The sequence below is a fragment of the Mycobacterium sp. E3339 genome, from assembly GCF_001666915.1.
Classification (GTDB): Bacteria; Actinomycetota; Actinomycetes; order Mycobacteriales; family Mycobacteriaceae; genus Mycobacterium.
Map to the genome: position 1 here is coordinate 38,951 of NZ_LZIZ01000251.1, position 15,684 is coordinate 54,634.

Sequence of the window (15,684 nt, forward strand, 5' to 3'; positions counted from 1 at the left end):
TTCGGCGCATGCGTAGCCGCCTACTCGAAACGGCGTCAACCGGACCCGGCGCCCGGCCCCGACCGGATGATGGTCGCCAGTTCCTCGCGTGACTGAGCGCCCACCCGCTGGCAGGCCCGGTAGATGTGGCCCTCCACCGTGCGCACCGACATCACCAACTTCTCGGCGATCTGGCGGTTGGACAGACCGGCCACGGCGAGTTCGATGACGTCGCGCTGGCGACCCGACAGCTTGAGGCCCGCGGGCGTCCGCAACGCCGGTGTGCACAGGCCGCCACATTCCTCGGCCAATTCGCCGGCCAGCGCCGCGGCGTAAAGGCCGCGCTTGTGCTGTTGGCCGTCGATGAACGCCGCGGACGCCTGCGCCGCCGCGTCGGCGGCCGCGGCCCGGTCACCGATCGCCCGATAGGCGGCCGAAACCGCCAGTAGACCCTCGCCATTCCCGGCCAGCAGGGCCTCCGCGTGCGACGCGATGGCGTCGGCCAGCGGCAGCGACAACGCCCCGGCCAGCTCCCGGGCCCGCGGCGCCCCCGACGCGTCCCCCCATTGCGCCGAGGCCTGAATGCAGGCCAGTTCGTGGGTCGGCTGCCCGCGCTCGCGCGCGAGCCGCGCGGCGCTCTGCGCGGTCGCGACCGCCTCGCCGCGGCGACCGCTTGCCGCGAGCGCCCACCCGTTGGCCAGCGAAAGGCCCGTGTGCATGAACAAGTAGTCGGCCGGCACGCAGGACCGCGCCCCGGCGACCGCGTCGTTCGCTTCGGCCGGGTGCCCGAGCTTGCCGTGCGCCTCGGCCAGGGCGAAATAGCTCGCCGGTCGCAGACCGCTTGTGGTGGCGTGTATTTGCGCACCGGCGAGGGCTTCGTGGACCAGCCGGGCCGCTTCGGCGACTGCGCCGCGGGCCAGGTCGGCGTTGCCGAGCAGCAGGGCCAGGTTCGCGTAGGCCAGACCCGGGACGTCGCGCGCCGCGTCGGCCATTGTCTTTGCCAGACTGACGAATTCGTCGATGCGGCCCGTCAACCGGCAAGCCCGCCCGTAGACGGCGCCGAACCAGAACCGCATGTGCGAGGCCTCGAAGGATGTGGTCGCCCGGCGCAGCGCCTGCTCGGCCTCGGCGGCCAGGCCGTCGACCCGTCCCAACGCCCCCATCGCCATGATCAAGGCCAACGACGCCATCATCGCGTGGAAATCCGGCAGCCCATCCGAATCCAGTGCGGCCCTGGACCTTTCGGCCGCGAGCTGACAGCGCGCGGCCACCGCATCCAGGCAAGCCTGCACCGCCAACCGCGCGGCCACCTGGGCCGGCGTCTCGGACGCCTCGGCAAGGCCGTCGAGGATCACCGCGGCGTCCGCCGGCCTGCCTAGCATCCACACCAGGTTGGCGGCACGCAGGGTCGCCCAGTAATGGCCGTCCGGCGCGTCGCCGGTGGGGCCCTCGGTGATCGCGCGCAAGGCCTCCTCGGCCTGCTCGCCGCGACCGAGCAGCACCAGGTTCGTCGCGCGCACCCCCGCCGCCCCAGGCGCCCCGGCCTGCGCGGCGGCGTTGGCAAGCCGGTCGGCCAGCTCCAGGTCCAACAGCGACATCGCGTGCCGGGCCGATTCCAGATACAGCTCCGGTTGCGGGTCCAGATCCGACTCCAGGCTCAGCAGCGCTCGGCGCACCGTGGCCTGCATGTCGGCGTCGCCGTCCCGCGCCAGCCGCGTCGCCAGCCTGCCCCGGATCTTCGACAGATACATCTCGCCGGCGCCGGCGCGGCGAAGCTCCCCGTACAGCGGGTGCGCGAGCCTGGCCACCAAACCGCCGGCGGTGCGTTCGACGTTCACCAGGCCCATCGCTTCGGCGGCCACCAAGTCCTCGCGAGAAACCAAGTCGCACAACAGGTCCACCGGCAGCGGCTCGCACTGCGACAGGGTGTCGACGACCAGCGCGAGCGGCGGGGTCAGGCGGCCGAGCTGGCGCCCCACCGTTTCGGACAGGCTGGCCGAAACCGCGACGTCACCGTCCCACATCCACACCCCGGCCACCCGCCGGACCCGTCCGGCCGCCATCTGATCGCTCAGCAGCTGCCGAAGGAACAGGGTGTTGCCGCCGGTGAGCCGCCGGAACCGGGCCGCGCATCGCGCGTCGACCGGACCGCCCAGCGTCCGCTCGATCACCTCGCGCGTCGCCGCGGCGGAGAGCGGCTCCAGGTCGAGGCGACTCAGCAGGCCGTCCTTCCACAACGCCGTCACCGCGTCGGGCTCTTCGCCGCCGGTGCGCACCGTGACCACCAGCCGGGCCCCGCCGGACTGTGCCAGCTGGTGAATCACCAGCGCCGACAACCCATCCAGCAGGTGCGCGTCGTCGACCCCGATGACCACGCGGCCCCGATGCTGGCGCGCCACGAACGACTCGATCACGCGTCGAACGTTGGTCAGCGGATCGGACATCGCGTCGCCGAGGAGGCCGATGAAGGCTCCGAGTGGCAGCGCGCGGGCCGACTGGGTGCCGACAATCCATTTGATGCGCTCACCCGACGCCCCGGCGCGCCGCAGCGCTTCGCGGGCCAGCCGGGTTTTGCCCACCCCGGCGGCGCCCGCGATCAGCACCCCGGAGTGCTGGTCAGCCCCGCTCAGGGCGCGTCGAATGGTTGCTAACTCGTTGTCGCGCCCAATCAGCAGATCACCGCTGATCACGCGGCGACTATAACCGCGCGGCGGCAGCGGCGTGGCCGATTGTCGGCGTTTCGGCGCGCCGTGCCCGGTCCGCTCACCCAAGTCGCGTAGCGGACTACGCTATCGGCCCCCAGCGCGCGCTGTGAGCATGGCTTTCGTCAGCTTGCGGGTCAGAAAGGCGGCGGGTCATGTCCGACATGAGGGCCAGGATCGGTAATCACGCGGTGGTGTTGGGAGCGAGCATGGCCGGTTTGCTGGCCGCGCGGTCGCTCGCCGACTTCTTCGACACGGTCACCGTCGTGGAGCGCGACCCGCTCCCCGACGCCGACACCGCCCGCCGGGGCGTGCCGCAGGGCCGGCACCTGCACGCGCTGTTGGCCCGGGGCGCCCAGGTGATCGAGGGGATGTTCCCCGGCGTCCTCGACGAGATGATCCTCGACGGCGCACAGTACTTCGACGGCCAGGACCTGTCCGGGCTGTACTACAACGTGGGCGGCCACCTGATGGCGCGGCGCGGCAGCGCCACCGGGTTGACCGCCTACAGCGCGACCCGGCCCTTCCTCGAGGACCACGTCCGCATCCGGCTGCGTGAGATCCCCAACGTCACGGTGCTCGACGACCACAGCATCTTGGGCCTGATCTCAACGGCGGACCATCACCGCGTCACCGGGGTGCGGGTCGTCGGTCAACACAGCGGCGAACCCGTCACGCTGCACGCGGACCTGGTCGTCGACGCCACCGGGCGCGCCGCCCGCACCCCCACGTGGCTGGAAAGCCTGGGATACGAGCGCCCGCGCGAGGATCGCGTCGTCGTCCAGCTGACGTACGCCAGCCAGGCGCTGCGGATCACGTCGGACGCGCCGCGGGAGCTCGGGTTCCTCGTCGGGATCGTGCCGGGCCGGCCGAGGGGTTGCGGCCTGTTGCACTGCGAGAACGACACCTGGCTGCTCACGGTGATGGGGGTGGCCGGCGAGGAGCCGAAGACGCTCGATCTTGCGACGTTGTGTGATTTCGTGGCGGACTGCGCGCCGGCCCATCTGCTGGCCGCGGTGCGCGCGGCCGAACCCATCGGGGAGCCGGTGCGGCACCGGGTGCCGTGCAGCCGGTGGCGGCGCTACGACAGGATGCGGCGCTTCCCCGAGGGCCTGCTGGTCACCGGCGACGCGATCTGCAGCTTCAACCCGATCTATGGCCAGGGCATGACGGTGGCCGCGCTCGAGGCGTTGGCGCTGCGCGACTGCCTCTCCGCCGGCGGCGACGACCTGGCGCGGCGCTTCTTCCGCGCCGCGGCGGCGCCGATTCGCCAGGCGTGGCAGCTGTCGACCAACCCCGACCTCGCCCTGCCCGAAATCGAGGGCACCGCACCGCTGGTCGCGCGATTGTTCAACAAGTACGTCGATCGCGTGCTCGCGGCGGCCGAAAGCGACACCGTCGCGTTCAATCAGTTCATCAAGGTGACCTCGCTCGTCGACCCCGCGACGAAACTGTTGCGCCCGAACATGATCTGGCGCGCCGCCCGCGGGCGCCGGCACGGTGTCGAGCAAACTGACGCGCCCGCCGACGTTCTGGTGAAGGCGGTGCCCTGACCTACCGGTGGTAGGCCGGCGGCAGCGGCATCCCGAGTTCGCCCAGCACGCCGCGCAGCAGGGTCGGGAAGTCGGTGATGATGCCGTCGACGCCGTAACCGATCTGCTCGCGCATGGCGCCGGCGTCGTTGACGGTCCATGGAATGACCTTGAGCCCCAACGCGTGCGCGTGGTCGACATAGGCCGCCCCGGCGACCAGCGCGTAACGGGGCGAGACGACGTTGGCGCCCACCAGCAGCGCGCCGAGCATCGGATCGCCGACGGCGCCGGCGTCGACGCCGGCCAGCCACGGCGAGCCCGGGGACCACGTCTGCTCGTTGTACAACGCGACCAACGGAATCGACGGCTCGGCACGGTGAACCAGCGGCAGCGTCCGCCAGTCGAAGCTTTCGATCTCCACCCGGTCGAGCTTGCCCGCCGATCTGACCGCCGCCAGGATCACGTCGACGAACTGCTGGGGGTCGGCCGACGTGCCGGGCCGGTCGGCCGCCACCTTGGTCTCGATGTCGTAGCGCACGGCGGCGTGGTAGGAGTCGGCGAGCGCGAACACCTCCGGCAGGACGGCTATCTTGTTGCCCCGCACCACTTCGGCGCCGGGGAACTCGGCCAGCCGCCGCCCGCAGTCGAGCGTGCGGATCTGGGCCACGGTCAGCTCGTGGACCAGCTTGCCGACGTAGGGGTACTGCGGGTCGCCGGTGAACGCGGGTCCGGTGTCGGCGCATTTCTCGGCGTCGATCGTCGGGTCGTGCCACACCAGCGGTTGCCCGTCCCTGGTGATGTTGACGTCGAGTTCGAGTGTGTCGACGCCCAATTCGAGCGCCTTCGCAAACGCGCGCAACGATTCCTCGGTGGTCTCCCCGCGCCCGCCGCGGTGGGCCTGCAGGTCGAAGCCGGCGGGTTGCGCCGAGGCGGTCGACGCACAGAGCAGGCCCAGCCCCAGCAGCGCGGCGACGAGGCGTGCTAACAATTAATGCCTGCGCTGACGGGCGATTTCGGCGAGCACCACCCCGGCGGCCACCGAGGCGTTCAGCGATTCGGCCTGCCCGGCCATCGGGATGGACACCACCTCGTCGCAGTTCTGCCGCACCAGTCGCGACAGCCCTTTGCCTTCCGACCCGACGACCACCACCAGCGGGTCGGCGCCGTCCACGTCGTCGACCATGGTGTCGCCGTCGGCGTCCAGGCCGATCACCCGGATGCCGCGGTCGGCCCAATCCTTAAGCGTCCCGGTGAGATTGGTGGCCCGGGCCACCGGGACGCGGGCCGCGGCGCCGGCGCTGGTGCGCCAGGCCACCGCGGTCACCGACGCCGAACGCCGCTGCGGGATCAGCACGCCGTGACCGCCGAACGCCGCGACCGACCGCACGATCGCGCCCAGGTTGCGGGGATCGGAGATGTTGTCCAACGCGACCAACAGCGCGGGCGGGGCGCTGAGCGCGGCCGTCAACAGATCGTCGGGGTGGGCGTAGTTGTACGGAGGCACCTGCAGGGCGATGCCCTGATGCAGGTGGTTGCTGGTCATCCGGTCCAGGTCGGTGCGCGGCACCTCGAGGATCGAGATGCCCGAATCCGCGGCGCGGGCAACGCTTTCGGTGACCCGTTCGTCGGCGTCGATGCCCACGGCCACGTACAGGGCGGTCGCCGGGACACCGGCACGCAGGCATTCCAGCACCGGGTTGCGGCCGAGCACGGTTTCCGTCTCGTCGGTCGGCCGCTTGGCGGGCCGGCGCGACTGGGACTGGGCGCGCTTGGCGGCGGGGTGGTTGGGGCGCAGGTGCGCCGGCGGGGTGGGTCCGCGGCCCTCCAGGCCCCGGCGGCGCTGGCCGCCCGAGCCGACGGTGGGCCCCTTCTTGCTGCCCGCTTTGCGGATCGCCCCGCGGCGCCGCGAATTGCCGGCCATCTAGTCGGTGCGCTTTTCTTCGCCGGCCTGTAGCGACCACTGCGGCCCGTCGGCGGTGTCGGTGACCTCGATGCCGGCGATCTTCAGCCGATCCCGGATCTCGTCGGCGAGTGCCCAATTGCGTTGCTCGCGCGCCTTTTCCCGGTTTTCCAACTCGGCCCGCACCAGCACCTCGACGGCGGCCAGGGCGGCCGACGTCTCGTCGCGGGTCTCCCAGCGCTCGTCGAGGGGGTCGCAGCCCAGGATGCCCATCATGGCGCGGATCGCGCGGGCATGCCGCAGCGCGCCCTCGTGATCGCCGCTGTCGAGGGCCCGGTTGCCCTCCGCGCGGGCGTGGTGCACCTCGGCCAGCGCGGCCGGGACGGCCAAGTCGTCGTCGAGCGCCTCGGCGAAGTGCGGGGTCCATTCGCCGGGCTCGACGGCGCCGACGCGAACGCGGACGCGGTGCAGGAATTCCTCAACGCCCACATAGGCTTTCACCGCGTCCTGCAGGGCGGTGTCGGAGAATTCCAGCATCGACCGGTAATGCGCGCTGCCCAGGTAGTAGCGCAGCTCCGCCGGTCGCACCCTCTCCAGCAGCGCCGGGATGGCCAGCACGTTGCCCAGCGACTTGCTCATCTTCTCGCCGCCCATGGTGACCCAGCCGTTGTGCAGCCAGTAGCGGGCGAACCCGTCGCCAGCGGCGCGACTCTGCGCGATCTCGTTCTCGTGGTGCGGGAACACCAAATCCATTCCGCCGCAATGGATGTCGAATTCTGGGCCCAGGTAGGTGCGGGCCATCGCCGAGCACTCCAGGTGCCAGCCCGGACGGCCGCGGCCCCACGGCGAGGGCCACGACGGTTCTCCGGGCTTTTCGCCCTTCCACAGCGTGAAGTCGCGCTGGTCGCGCTTGCCGGTGGCCACGCCCTCGCCCTGATGGACGTCGTCGATCTTGTGCCCGGACAGCTGGCCGTAGTCCGGGTAGCTGCGCACGTCGAAGTAGACGTCGCCGGCGGCCGCGTAGGCGTGTCCGGTTTCGATCAGGCGGTCCATCAATTCGACCATCTGGGTGATGTGCCCGGTGGCTCGCGGTTCGGCCGATGGCGGCATGACGTCCAAAGCGTCGTAGGCGGCGCTGAAGGCGCGCTCGTAGGTGGCCGCCCACTCCCACCACGGGCGGCCGGCCGCGGCGGCCTTGGCCAGGATCTTGTCCTCGATGTCGGTGACGTTGCGGATGAACGCGACGTCGCAACCGCGCGCCATCAGCCACCGGCGCAGGATGTCGAAGGCCACGCCGCTGCGGACATGCCCGATGTGCGGCAGGCCCTGCACGGTGGCGCCACACAGGTAGATGGAGACGTGGCCCTCGCGCAGCGGGACGAAGTCACGCACGGCACCGGCCGCCGTGTCGTGTAGCCGCAGACGGGCGCGATCGGTCACGACGTGCCAGCTTACCGGGCCAATTGTCGTGACCGGCGACCGCGATCCCGGCGGCGCCCCTCGAGTGTCACGCCAGCGCGGCTGTCGGCGCCCGACGCCACGCTGGCGTGACGCTCGGGCGAGCGCGCCTCAGCCGGCGGGAACCACCAGTGCGGTGGCGATGGCGGCGCGTCCCTCGCCGCGGCCGGTCAGCCCCAAACCGTCGGTCGTCGTCGCCGAAACCGACACCGGCGCGCCCAGCAACTCGGTGAGCACCCGCTGCGCCTCGTCACGGCGGGGACCGACCCTGGGCTGGTTGCCGATCAGCTGCACCGCGGCGTTTCCGAGTCGAAAGCCCGCGCGCGCCACCAGGTCGGCGACGTGGCGCAGCATGTCGGCGCCGCTGACGCCCCGCCAGCACGGCTCGTCGACCCCGAAGACGGCGCCGAGATCGCCCAGCCCCGCGGCCGACAACAGCGCGTCGCACAGCGCGTGCGCCCCCACGTCGCCGTCGGAGTGGCCGGCGCAGCCGTCGGCCCCGTCGAACAGCAACCCCACCAGCCAGCACGGCCGCCCGGGCTCGATCGGATGCACGTCGACGCCGAGGCCGACCCGCGGCAGCTCGCTCACCCGCGCACGATCGCTTCGGCCAGCAGGAGATCGAGCCGGGTGGTGATCTTGAAGGCCAGCGGGTCGCCGTCGACCACCTGAACCTGGCCCCCGACGTGCTCGACTAGCGATGCGTCGTCGGTGAATTCGGCGGTGCCGGCGCGCTGGTAGGCCCGCAGCAGCAGCTCGCGGGCGAACCCTTGCGGGGTCTGCACGGCGCGCAGGCCGGCCCGCTCGGGCGTGCCCAGGACCACTCCGTTGGCGTCCACGGCCTTGATGGTGTCATGCAGCGGCAGCGCGGGCACGACCGCGCCGTGCCCGGCCCGCAGCGCCTCCACCACCCGCACGATCAGCGCGGGGGGCGTCAGGGCGCGGGCGGCGTCGTGGACGAGCACGAACTCGGGGTCACCGGGCAGCGCCGCCAGCGCCAGGCTCACGGATGTGGTGCGGTCGGCCCCGCCGGCGACGACGGTCGCCCGCCCGCCCAGGGCCCGCTTGGCCTCGTCGACCCGGGCCGCCGGAACGGCGACCACCACGTGGTCGACGACGGAAGAAGCCAGCAAACCGGCGACGGCGCGGTCCAGCAGGGTGCGCCCATCGACCTCGCAGAATGCCTTGGGAATGCCAGCGCCCAATCGCTCCCCCGACCCTGCGGCCGGGACCACCGCGACGACCGTGCCCGTGACCACCGGTGCGTCAGGGCCTTCAGGAAGCGGCGGCGAGAACCTCGTCGAGGATGGTTTCCGCTTTGGCGTCGTCGGTGCTCTCGGCCAGGGCCAATTCTCCGACCAGGATCTGGCGGGCCTTGGCCAGCATGCGCTTCTCACCGGCGGACAAACCGCGTTCCTGGTCGCGACGCCACAGGTCGCGCACTACCTCGGCCACCTTGTTGACGTCGCCGGAGGCCAGCTTTTCCAGGTTGGCCTTGTAGCGGCGCGACCAGTTCGTCGGCTCCTCGGTGTGCGGGGCCCGCAACACCTGGAACACCTTGTCGAGGCCTTCCTGGCCCACGACGTCGCGGACACCGACGTATTCGGCGTTGTCAGCGGGCACTCGAACGGTCAGGTCTCCCTGCGCCACCTTCAAGACGAGATATTCCTTTTGTTCCCCTTTGATGGTGCGGGTTTCAATCGCCTCGACTAACGCAGCACCGTGATGCGGGTAAACAACGGTGTCGCCGACCTTGAAGATCATCTGATTCGAGCCCCTTTCGTTACGTCAATCCTAACACGGCCGCCCAATCGCGTGCGGAGCAACGATGCAGGTCAGGGGCACAACACGCGCAGATTAGGGGTTGACAGGGCGAGCAGAACGTGCAGTGACGCACATTACCAACGTCGTCATTCGGCCCCGAGGGCGGCCCCAACGGACCCCGCCGAAGGGCTTCCGGGCTGGTCTTACGCCCCGCGCTATCGCACGGGAAACCTTCCTACTACTGTGCATAGTTGCATCCGTCGAACCGGCCCAGCAGGAGGCATTGAGTGAACCGCTTCGAGATGAGCCTCCCCGTCCGCCCCGCGCTGACCGTGCTCGCCGGCCTGTTGCTCGCGCTCGTGCTCAGCGGCTGCGGGGCCGGCCAGGTCTCGCAGATGGCCGTTCAGGAGCCCGCGATCAACGGCAACAAGGTCACGTTCAACAACGTGGCGCTGCGCGACATCCGCATGCAGGCCCAGCAGACCGGCGCCGCCATCCAGCCCGGACAGGCGGTGGAGCTGGTGCTGGTGGCCGTCAACCAGTCGCCGAGCGTGCCGGACAGGTTGGTGAGCATCACCAGCGACGTCGGCTCGGTGACCGTGAGCGGAGACGGTCGGCTGCCCGCCGGCGGCATGTTGTTGATCGGGACCCCGGAGGGCCAGAAGGTGGCGCCCGGGCCGATGGGCTCGAGCAACGCGGCCAGGGCGACCGTCAACCTGGCAAAGCCGATCAGCAACGGGCTGCTGTACAACTTCACCTTCAACTTCGAGAAGGCCGGTCAGGCGACCGTGCTGGTGCCGGTTTCGGCCGGGCTGGACCAGCCGCAGCAAAGCTAGCGGGGCGTAACCGCCTGTCATAGCCGGGATTTGTCGTACCGGCTCGATACCGTCATGGCGTGGCAAATCCGCGCTCCCAGTACCGCTGCTCCGAATGCCAGCACGTCACCGCCAAGTGGGTGGGCCGCTGCCTGGAGTGCGGCACCTGGGGCACCGTCGACCAGGCGCCGGTGCTGAGCGCGGTCGGCGGCCGCCGGGCGGGGCCGGCGTCGGCCACGGCTTCGCGACCCGTCCCGATCACGTCCGTCGAGCCCAACGCCAGCCAGCACCGCTCGACGGGCGTCGGGGAGCTCGACCGGGTGCTCGGGGGCGGTGTGGTACCCGGTTCGGTCACGCTGCTGGCGGGCGATCCGGGCGTGGGCAAGTCGACGCTGCTGCTCAAGGTGGCCCATCGCTGGGCGCTTTCGGGCCGGCGCGCGCTGTACATCTCCGGCGAGGAGTCCGCCGGGCAGATCCGGCTGCGCGCGGACCGCATCGGCTGCGGCTCCGACGAGGTGTACCTGGCCGCCGAATCCGACGTGCACACGGTGCTGGACCACATCGCGACCGTGCGGCCCGCGCTGGTGATCGTCGATTCGGTGCAAACCATGTCCACGACGGAGGCCGACGGCGTCGCCGGTGGGGTGACGCAGGTGCGCGCGGTCACCGCGGCGCTGACGGCGGCCGCCAAGGCCAACGGCGTCGCGCTGATCCTGGTCGGCCACGTCACCAAGGACGGCGCCATCGCCGGGCCGCGGTCGCTCGAGCACCTGGTGGACGTGGTCTTGCATTTCGAGGGCGACCGCAACGGGTCGCTGCGGATGGTTCGCGGGGTCAAGAACCGGTTCGGCGCGGCCGACGAGGTCGGTTGTTTCCTGTTGCACGACAACGGAATCGAGGACGTGTCCGACCCGTCGAACCTCTTTCTGGATCAGCGGCCCGCGCCGGTCGCGGGCACCGCGATCACCGTGACCCTGGACGGCAAGCGGCCGTTGATCGGCGAGGTCCAGGCGCTGCTGGCCATGCCCGGCGGCGGGTCGCCGCGCCGCGCGGTCAGCGGCATCGACCACTCCCGGGCCGCGATGATCAGCGCCGTGCTGGAAAAGCACGGCAAGCTGACCGTCGGTGTCCACGACATCTACCTGTCCACCGTGGGCGGCATGCGGTTGACCGATCCGTCCTCGGATCTGGCCGTCGCGATGGCGCTGGCGTCGGCGTACTCCGACCTGCCGTTGCCGACGACGGCGGTGATGATCGGCGAGGTCGGGCTGGCCGGTGACCTGCGCCGGGTCAGCGGCATGGAGCGCCGGCTGGGCGAGGCTGCACGCCAGGGATTCACCATCGCCCTCATCCCCGACGGCGACGATCCTCGGCGCGAGATCGTGCCGAGCGGGATGCGGGCGCTCAGGGCGCCGACGATCGTGGCCGCACTGCAGCACATGAAAGCGATCGCCGGTCCCCGCAACGGCTGGACGCGTAACGCGCTGGGGCCGCACAATGACACGCTGTGACCCGTCCGACACTGCGTGAGACCATCGCCCGCCTGGCGCCGGGCACCGGGCTGCGCGACGGTTTGGAGCGCATCCTGCGCGGCCGCACCGGCGCGCTGATCGTCCTGGGCAACGACGAGAACGTCGAGGCCATCTGCGACGGCGGCTTCGCCCTCGACGTCCGTTACGCGCCGACCCGGCTGCGCGAGCTGGCGAAGATGGACGGCGCCGTGGTGCTGTCCACCGACGGCAGCCGCATCGTGCGGGCCAACGTCCAGCTGGTGCCGGACCCGTCGATCCCCACCGACGAATCGGGCACCCGCCACCGCTCGGCCGAGCGGGCGGCGATCCAGACGGGTTACCCGGTGATCTCGGTGAGCCACTCGATGAACATCGTGACCGTCTACGTCGGCGGGGACCGCCACGTGGTGGCCGATTCCGCGACCATCCTGTCCCGGGCCAACCAGGCGATCGCGACCCTGGAGCGCTACAAGACCAGGCTCGACGAGGTCAGCAGGCAACTGTCCCTCGCCGAGATCGAGGACTTCGTGACGCTGCGCGATGTGATGACGGTGGTGCAGCGGCTCGAGCTGGTCCGGCGGATCGGCCTGGTGATCGACGACGACGTCGTCGAGCTGGGAACCGACGGGCGCCAGCTGCGGTTGCAGCTCGACGAGCTGCTGGGCGGCAACGACATCGCGCGGGAACTGACCGTGCGGGACTATCACGCCAGCCCGGAGCCGCTGTCGAAGGCGCAGATGACCGCCACCCTCGACGAGCTGGACGCCCTCTCGGACACCGAGCTACTCGAATTGACCGCGCTGGCAAAGGTTTTCGGCTATCCGACGACGGCGGAGGCGCAGGATTCGGCGGTCAGCCCGCGCGGTTACCGCGCGCTGGCCAGCATCCCGAGGCTGCAGTTCGCGCACTCCGACCTACTGGTCCGGTCCTTCGGGACGCTGCAGGGCCTGCTGGCGGCCAGCGCAGGCGACCTGCAATCGGTCGAGGGCATCGGCGCGATGTGGGCCCGCCACGTGCGGGAGGGGCTCTCGCAACTGGCGGAGTCGACTATCGCCGACCCGCTGAGCTAACCCGTGGGAACCGGGGCCGGCGGCGCCTCCGGCGGGGGCGCGGCGGCCGGCTGGCCCGGCCCGGGCACCGGTCCCGGCGGCGGTGGCGGCTGGTTCAGGATGAACGGAACCGGCTGGGAACGCAGGTTGCCCAGCTGGACGACGAGGTTGTAGGTGCCCGGCCCGATCGCCGGCCGCGGCAGCGGGCAGTGCGGCGCCGACCCCATCCCCGTCCACGTCACCGCGGTCGTCACCTGCTCACCCGGGGTGAAGGTCTTGATCAGCGTCTCGTTGGACGGCGCGCAGTCCAGGTTCGACCACAGCCGCTTGTTGTCCAGCGAGTACACGTAGGCGGCCAGCACCGCGGCCCCCACGTCCCGCTTGCACGACACCAGGCCGATGTTGGTGACGACCATGGTGAACTTCGGCTGATCCCCGATGAAGTACTGCGGCGCATTGGTCAGGCCCTTGACGGCCAGCGTCGCATCGGGGCAGTCGTCGCCCTCCTTGAGCACCGGTGGCGGCTGCACCGCGGCGGTCGGGGTGGGCATCTCGGGGTTCTGCCCCTGTTGCGGCGCCACCGCGGTGGGCTGCTCGCCGGGCGCGGCCGTCGGCGGCGCCTGCGGCGCGGGCGAACCGGGCTTGCCCTGAGCGGAATTGGACTTGTCGGCACTGGCGGGCTTGGCGCCCCCGGTGTGCCCCATGAAGGCGATGACCGCGGCGACCGCGATCCCGACGACGACGACCGCGACGCCCACGGCCAGGCCACGGCGCCGCCAATAGATCTCGGTGGGTAGCGGGCCACGCGGTTCCAGATCCAGCACGTTTGCAGCGTAGGTCCAGGTCACGCCGAGTTGCCTGACCCGCCCCGGCGTGTCGCGGGGTTTGCTGGCTGACCGCCGTGTTAGTGCCGGCCGCTATTCGCCCGCTATTCGCCCGCTATTCGCCAATGTCACCGACGTGATCGACCAGCGCGGCCCGCCCGTCCGCGAGGTGATAGGTCGCGCCCGCCAGCGCCAAGGTGCCCGCGGACACCCGCTCGGCGATGGTGGACGAACGCGACATGAGCTGGGCGATCGTTTCGCGCACGTGCCGTTCCTCGAACTCGTCGACGCGGCTGAGGCCGTCGCGGCGGCCCATCAGGATCGACGGCGCGACCCGCTCGACCACGTCGCGCACGAAGCCACCGGGGATCGCGCCGTCGTTGATGGCGGCGAGGGCGGCCTTGACGGCACCGCAACTGTCATGGCCCAGGACGACGATCAGCGGCACGTCGAGGACCGCCACCGCGAACTCGATGGAGCCCAGCACCGCCGAGTCGATGGCCTGCCCGGCGGTGCGCACCACGAACATGTCGCCCAGACCCTGGTCGAAAATGAGCTCCGCCGCCACCCGGCTGTCGGCGCAGCCGAACACGACCGCGGTGGGCTTTTGACCGCCGGCCAGGCTGGCCCTATGTTCCACACTCTGGCTGGGATGCTGGGGCTTCCCGGCGACGAATCGCTCGTTACCCTCTTTGAGTGCTTTCCACGCGGTTACCGGACTGGTGTTAGGCATGGCTGACATCATGCCGCATCCGCCGGTTAACGGGCGGCCAAATATTTCGGCCGATGAGTTACTCGAGTGGTACGAACGGTCCCGCCGCGACCTGCCCTGGCGCGAACCCGACGTCAGCGCCTGGCAGATCCTGGTCAGCGAGTTCATGCTGCAGCAGACGCCGGTCTCGCGGGTGTTGCCGATCTGGAAAGACTGGGTGCGGCGCTGGCCCACCCCGTCGGCGACCGCGGCCGCCAGCGCCGCCGACGTGCTGCGCGCGTGGGGCAAGCTCGGTTATCCCCGACGCGCCAAGCGCCTGCACGAATGCGCGACCGTCATCGCGCGCGACCACGACGACGTGGTGCCCGACGACGTCGACACCCTGCTGACGCTGCCCGGCGTCGGCAGCTACACCGCGCGCGCTATCGCCTGTTTCGCCTACCGGCAACCGGTCCCGGTGGTCGACACCAACGTGCGCCGGGTGGTGGCGCGCGCCGTGCGGGGGCTGGCGGACGGCGGTTCGGCGTCGGCGGTGCGGGACATGGCCGAGGTCTCCGCGCTGCTGCCGAAAAATGGCACCGCCCCGACGTTTTCGGTTGCCCTGATGGAACTCGGTGCCACGGTGTGCACGGCGCGATCCCCGCGCTGCGGGTTGTGTCCGCTCACCCGGTGCGCGTGGCGGGACACCGGCTACGCCCCGGCGCAGGGTCCGGCGCGGCGGGTGCAGACCTACGCCGGAACCGATCGGCAGGTGCGCGGACGCCTGCTGGATGTGTTGCGCGGCAGCGATTCCCCGGTCACCCGGGCGGCGCTGGACGTGGCGTGGCTGACCGATACCGCCCAGCGCGACCGCGCCCTGTACTCGCTGCTGGCCGACGGCCTGGTCGCGCAGACGGCCGACGGCCGGTTCGCCCTTGCGGGCGAAGAGTAGTCGCTGGCGATCAAAGGTCGTTGCCGGCATAGGACTGGTTGAAGCTTTTGTTGGCCAGTGGAAAGTCGGGAACGATGGTGTCGGCCATCGCGACGGGCAGTGCGGGCCAGTTGAACCACGACGGGTCGACGATCTTCGCGCGAGTGATCCGATTGGCGGCGTCGATTTCGACGCGGTGGACGATGGTGCCGCGCCAACCCTCGACGATGCCGATGCCACTGCGGGGCCGAGGATGCGCCGGCACGGACTCCGTGTATTCGGTTGGGCCGCGGTGTGATTCGATCAGGTGGCCGGCGAGCTCGGTGGCAGCCGCGAATTCGTCGCGGCGCGCGGTGTAGCGGGCCAGCACGTCGCCCGCGGTGGCGTCGATCTCGGTGACCGGCAGTGCGGCGGTGGGGTGTTCGAGTCGGGCGTCGGTGCGTATGCCGCTCGCGCGCGCGACATAGCCCAGGCACCCGAGCGCGTGAGCGTCTTCTCGATGCAGGACCGCGGTCCCTGCGAACCGGT

General features: G+C 71.0%; 14 protein-coding genes and 1 pseudogene. 5 read left to right on the forward strand and 10 right to left on the reverse strand.

The features are described 5' to 3' along the window. Nucleotides 1-35 precede the first annotated feature (35 nt). Nucleotides 36-2,669, reverse strand: a complete 2,634-nt coding sequence (locus A5702_RS24285) for an AAA family ATPase (RefSeq protein WP_068224538.1) — start codon at nucleotides 2,667-2,669, stop codon at nucleotides 36-38. A 176-nt stretch (nucleotides 2,670-2,845) separates the two neighbouring features. On the opposite strand from A5702_RS24285, the gene A5702_RS24290 reads away from it, so the two are divergent. After that, nucleotides 2,846-4,234, forward strand: coding sequence for an NAD(P)/FAD-dependent oxidoreductase (locus A5702_RS24290; RefSeq protein ID WP_068224567.1), 1,389 nt, complete (start codon nucleotides 2,846-2,848; stop codon nucleotides 4,232-4,234). A 1-nt stretch (nucleotide 4,235) separates the two neighbouring features. On the opposite strand, the gene A5702_RS24295 is transcribed toward A5702_RS24290, so the two are convergent. The 6 genes from A5702_RS24295 to carD all read right to left on the reverse strand — a co-directional run bounded on the left by A5702_RS24295 (nucleotide 4,236) and on the right by carD (nucleotide 9,335). After that, a complete protein-coding gene (locus tag A5702_RS24295) occupies nucleotides 4,236-5,201 on the reverse strand; it encodes a glycerophosphodiester phosphodiesterase (RefSeq protein ID WP_068224541.1) in 966 nt (321 codons plus the stop codon). After that, entirely contained in the window at nucleotides 5,202-6,134 is a 933-nt protein-coding gene (rlmB, locus tag A5702_RS24300) for a 23S rRNA (guanosine(2251)-2'-O)-methyltransferase RlmB (protein ID WP_068224543.1), read from the reverse strand. Continuing rightward, nucleotides 6,135-7,553 (reverse strand): cysteine--tRNA ligase, encoded by a 1,419-nt coding sequence (cysS, locus tag A5702_RS24305; protein WP_068224547.1) that lies wholly within the window; start codon nucleotides 7,551-7,553, stop codon nucleotides 6,135-6,137. Nucleotides 7,554-7,682: 129 nt separating this feature from the next. Then, nucleotides 7,683-8,162 carry a 2-C-methyl-D-erythritol 2,4-cyclodiphosphate synthase gene (gene ispF / locus A5702_RS24310; RefSeq protein ID WP_068224548.1) on the reverse strand — a complete coding sequence of 160 codons (480 nt, stop codon included), beginning with the start codon at nucleotides 8,160-8,162 and terminating at the stop codon, nucleotides 7,683-7,685. Continuing rightward, nucleotides 8,159-8,830, reverse strand: coding sequence for a 2-C-methyl-D-erythritol 4-phosphate cytidylyltransferase (ispD, locus tag A5702_RS24315; RefSeq protein ID WP_068224550.1), 672 nt, complete (start codon nucleotides 8,828-8,830; stop codon nucleotides 8,159-8,161). Before ispD ends, ispF begins: the two co-directional genes overlap by 4 nt. A gap of 16 nt (nucleotides 8,831-8,846) precedes the next feature. Further along, nucleotides 8,847-9,335 (reverse strand): RNA polymerase-binding transcription factor CarD, encoded by a 489-nt coding sequence (carD, locus tag A5702_RS24320; RefSeq protein ID WP_007166539.1) that lies wholly within the window; start codon nucleotides 9,333-9,335, stop codon nucleotides 8,847-8,849. Between the two features lie 287 nt (nucleotides 9,336-9,622). Here carD and A5702_RS24325 point away from each other — a divergent pair, with 287 nt between their 5' ends. Genes A5702_RS24325 through disA form a run of 3 tightly spaced genes read left to right on the forward strand, consistent with a single transcriptional unit; the run spans nucleotide 9,623 to nucleotide 12,731 of the window. After that, nucleotides 9,623-10,171 carry a hypothetical protein gene (locus A5702_RS24325; protein ID WP_055399783.1) on the forward strand — a complete coding sequence of 183 codons (549 nt, stop codon included), beginning with the start codon at nucleotides 9,623-9,625 and terminating at the stop codon, nucleotides 10,169-10,171. Nucleotides 10,172-10,230: 59 nt separating this feature from the next. Further along, nucleotides 10,231-11,661, forward strand: coding sequence for a DNA repair protein RadA (radA, locus tag A5702_RS24330; RefSeq protein ID WP_068224551.1), 1,431 nt, complete (start codon nucleotides 10,231-10,233; stop codon nucleotides 11,659-11,661). Next, nucleotides 11,658-12,731 carry a DNA integrity scanning diadenylate cyclase DisA gene (disA, locus tag A5702_RS24335; RefSeq protein WP_055399785.1) on the forward strand — a complete coding sequence of 358 codons (1,074 nt, stop codon included), beginning with the start codon at nucleotides 11,658-11,660 and terminating at the stop codon, nucleotides 12,729-12,731. The genes radA and disA overlap by 4 nt, the downstream gene beginning before the upstream one ends. On the opposite strand, the gene A5702_RS24340 is transcribed toward disA, so the two are convergent. Beyond that, entirely contained in the window at nucleotides 12,728-13,534 is an 807-nt protein-coding gene (locus tag A5702_RS24340) for a hypothetical protein (RefSeq protein ID WP_156669735.1), read from the reverse strand. The two genes, disA and A5702_RS24340, sit on opposite strands and share 4 nt — an antisense overlap. A 115-nt stretch (nucleotides 13,535-13,649) precedes the next feature. After that, nucleotides 13,650-14,267: a carbonic anhydrase gene (locus A5702_RS24345; protein WP_055399787.1), complete on the reverse strand. Its 618-nt coding sequence runs from the start codon at nucleotides 14,265-14,267 to the stop codon at nucleotides 13,650-13,652. On the opposite strand from A5702_RS24345, the gene A5702_RS24350 reads away from it, so the two are divergent. Beyond that, complete coding sequence (locus A5702_RS24350) at nucleotides 14,266-15,177, forward strand: A/G-specific adenine glycosylase (RefSeq protein WP_068224558.1); 912 nt, start codon at nucleotides 14,266-14,268, stop codon at nucleotides 15,175-15,177. The genes A5702_RS24345 and A5702_RS24350 overlap by 2 nt on opposite strands. A gap of 10 nt (nucleotides 15,178-15,187) precedes the next feature. Here the strand turns inward: A5702_RS24350 and A5702_RS24355 are convergent. Further along, nucleotides 15,188-15,684, reverse strand: a pseudogene (locus A5702_RS24355) (formate hydrogenase); the annotation flags it as partial.

What these genes read in the sequence shown, in the direction of transcription:
- A5702_RS24345 (WP_055399787.1), bottom strand. Translation starts at nt 14,267, where the DNA reads ATGCCTAACACCAGTCCGGTAACCGCGTGGAAAGCACTCAAAGAGGGT.
- A5702_RS24350 (WP_068224558.1), top strand. Translation starts at nt 14,266, where the DNA reads ATGGCTGACATCATGCCGCATCCGCCGGTTAACGGGCGGCCAAATATT.
- carD (WP_007166539.1), bottom strand. Translation starts at nt 9,335, where the DNA reads ATGATCTTCAAGGTCGGCGACACCGTTGTTTACCCGCATCACGGTGCT.
- rlmB (WP_068224543.1), bottom strand. Translation starts at nt 6,134, where the DNA reads ATGGCCGGCAATTCGCGGCGCCGCGGGGCGATCCGCAAAGCGGGCAGC.
- A5702_RS24290 (WP_068224567.1), top strand. Translation starts at nt 2,846, where the DNA reads ATGAGGGCCAGGATCGGTAATCACGCGGTGGTGTTGGGAGCGAGCATG.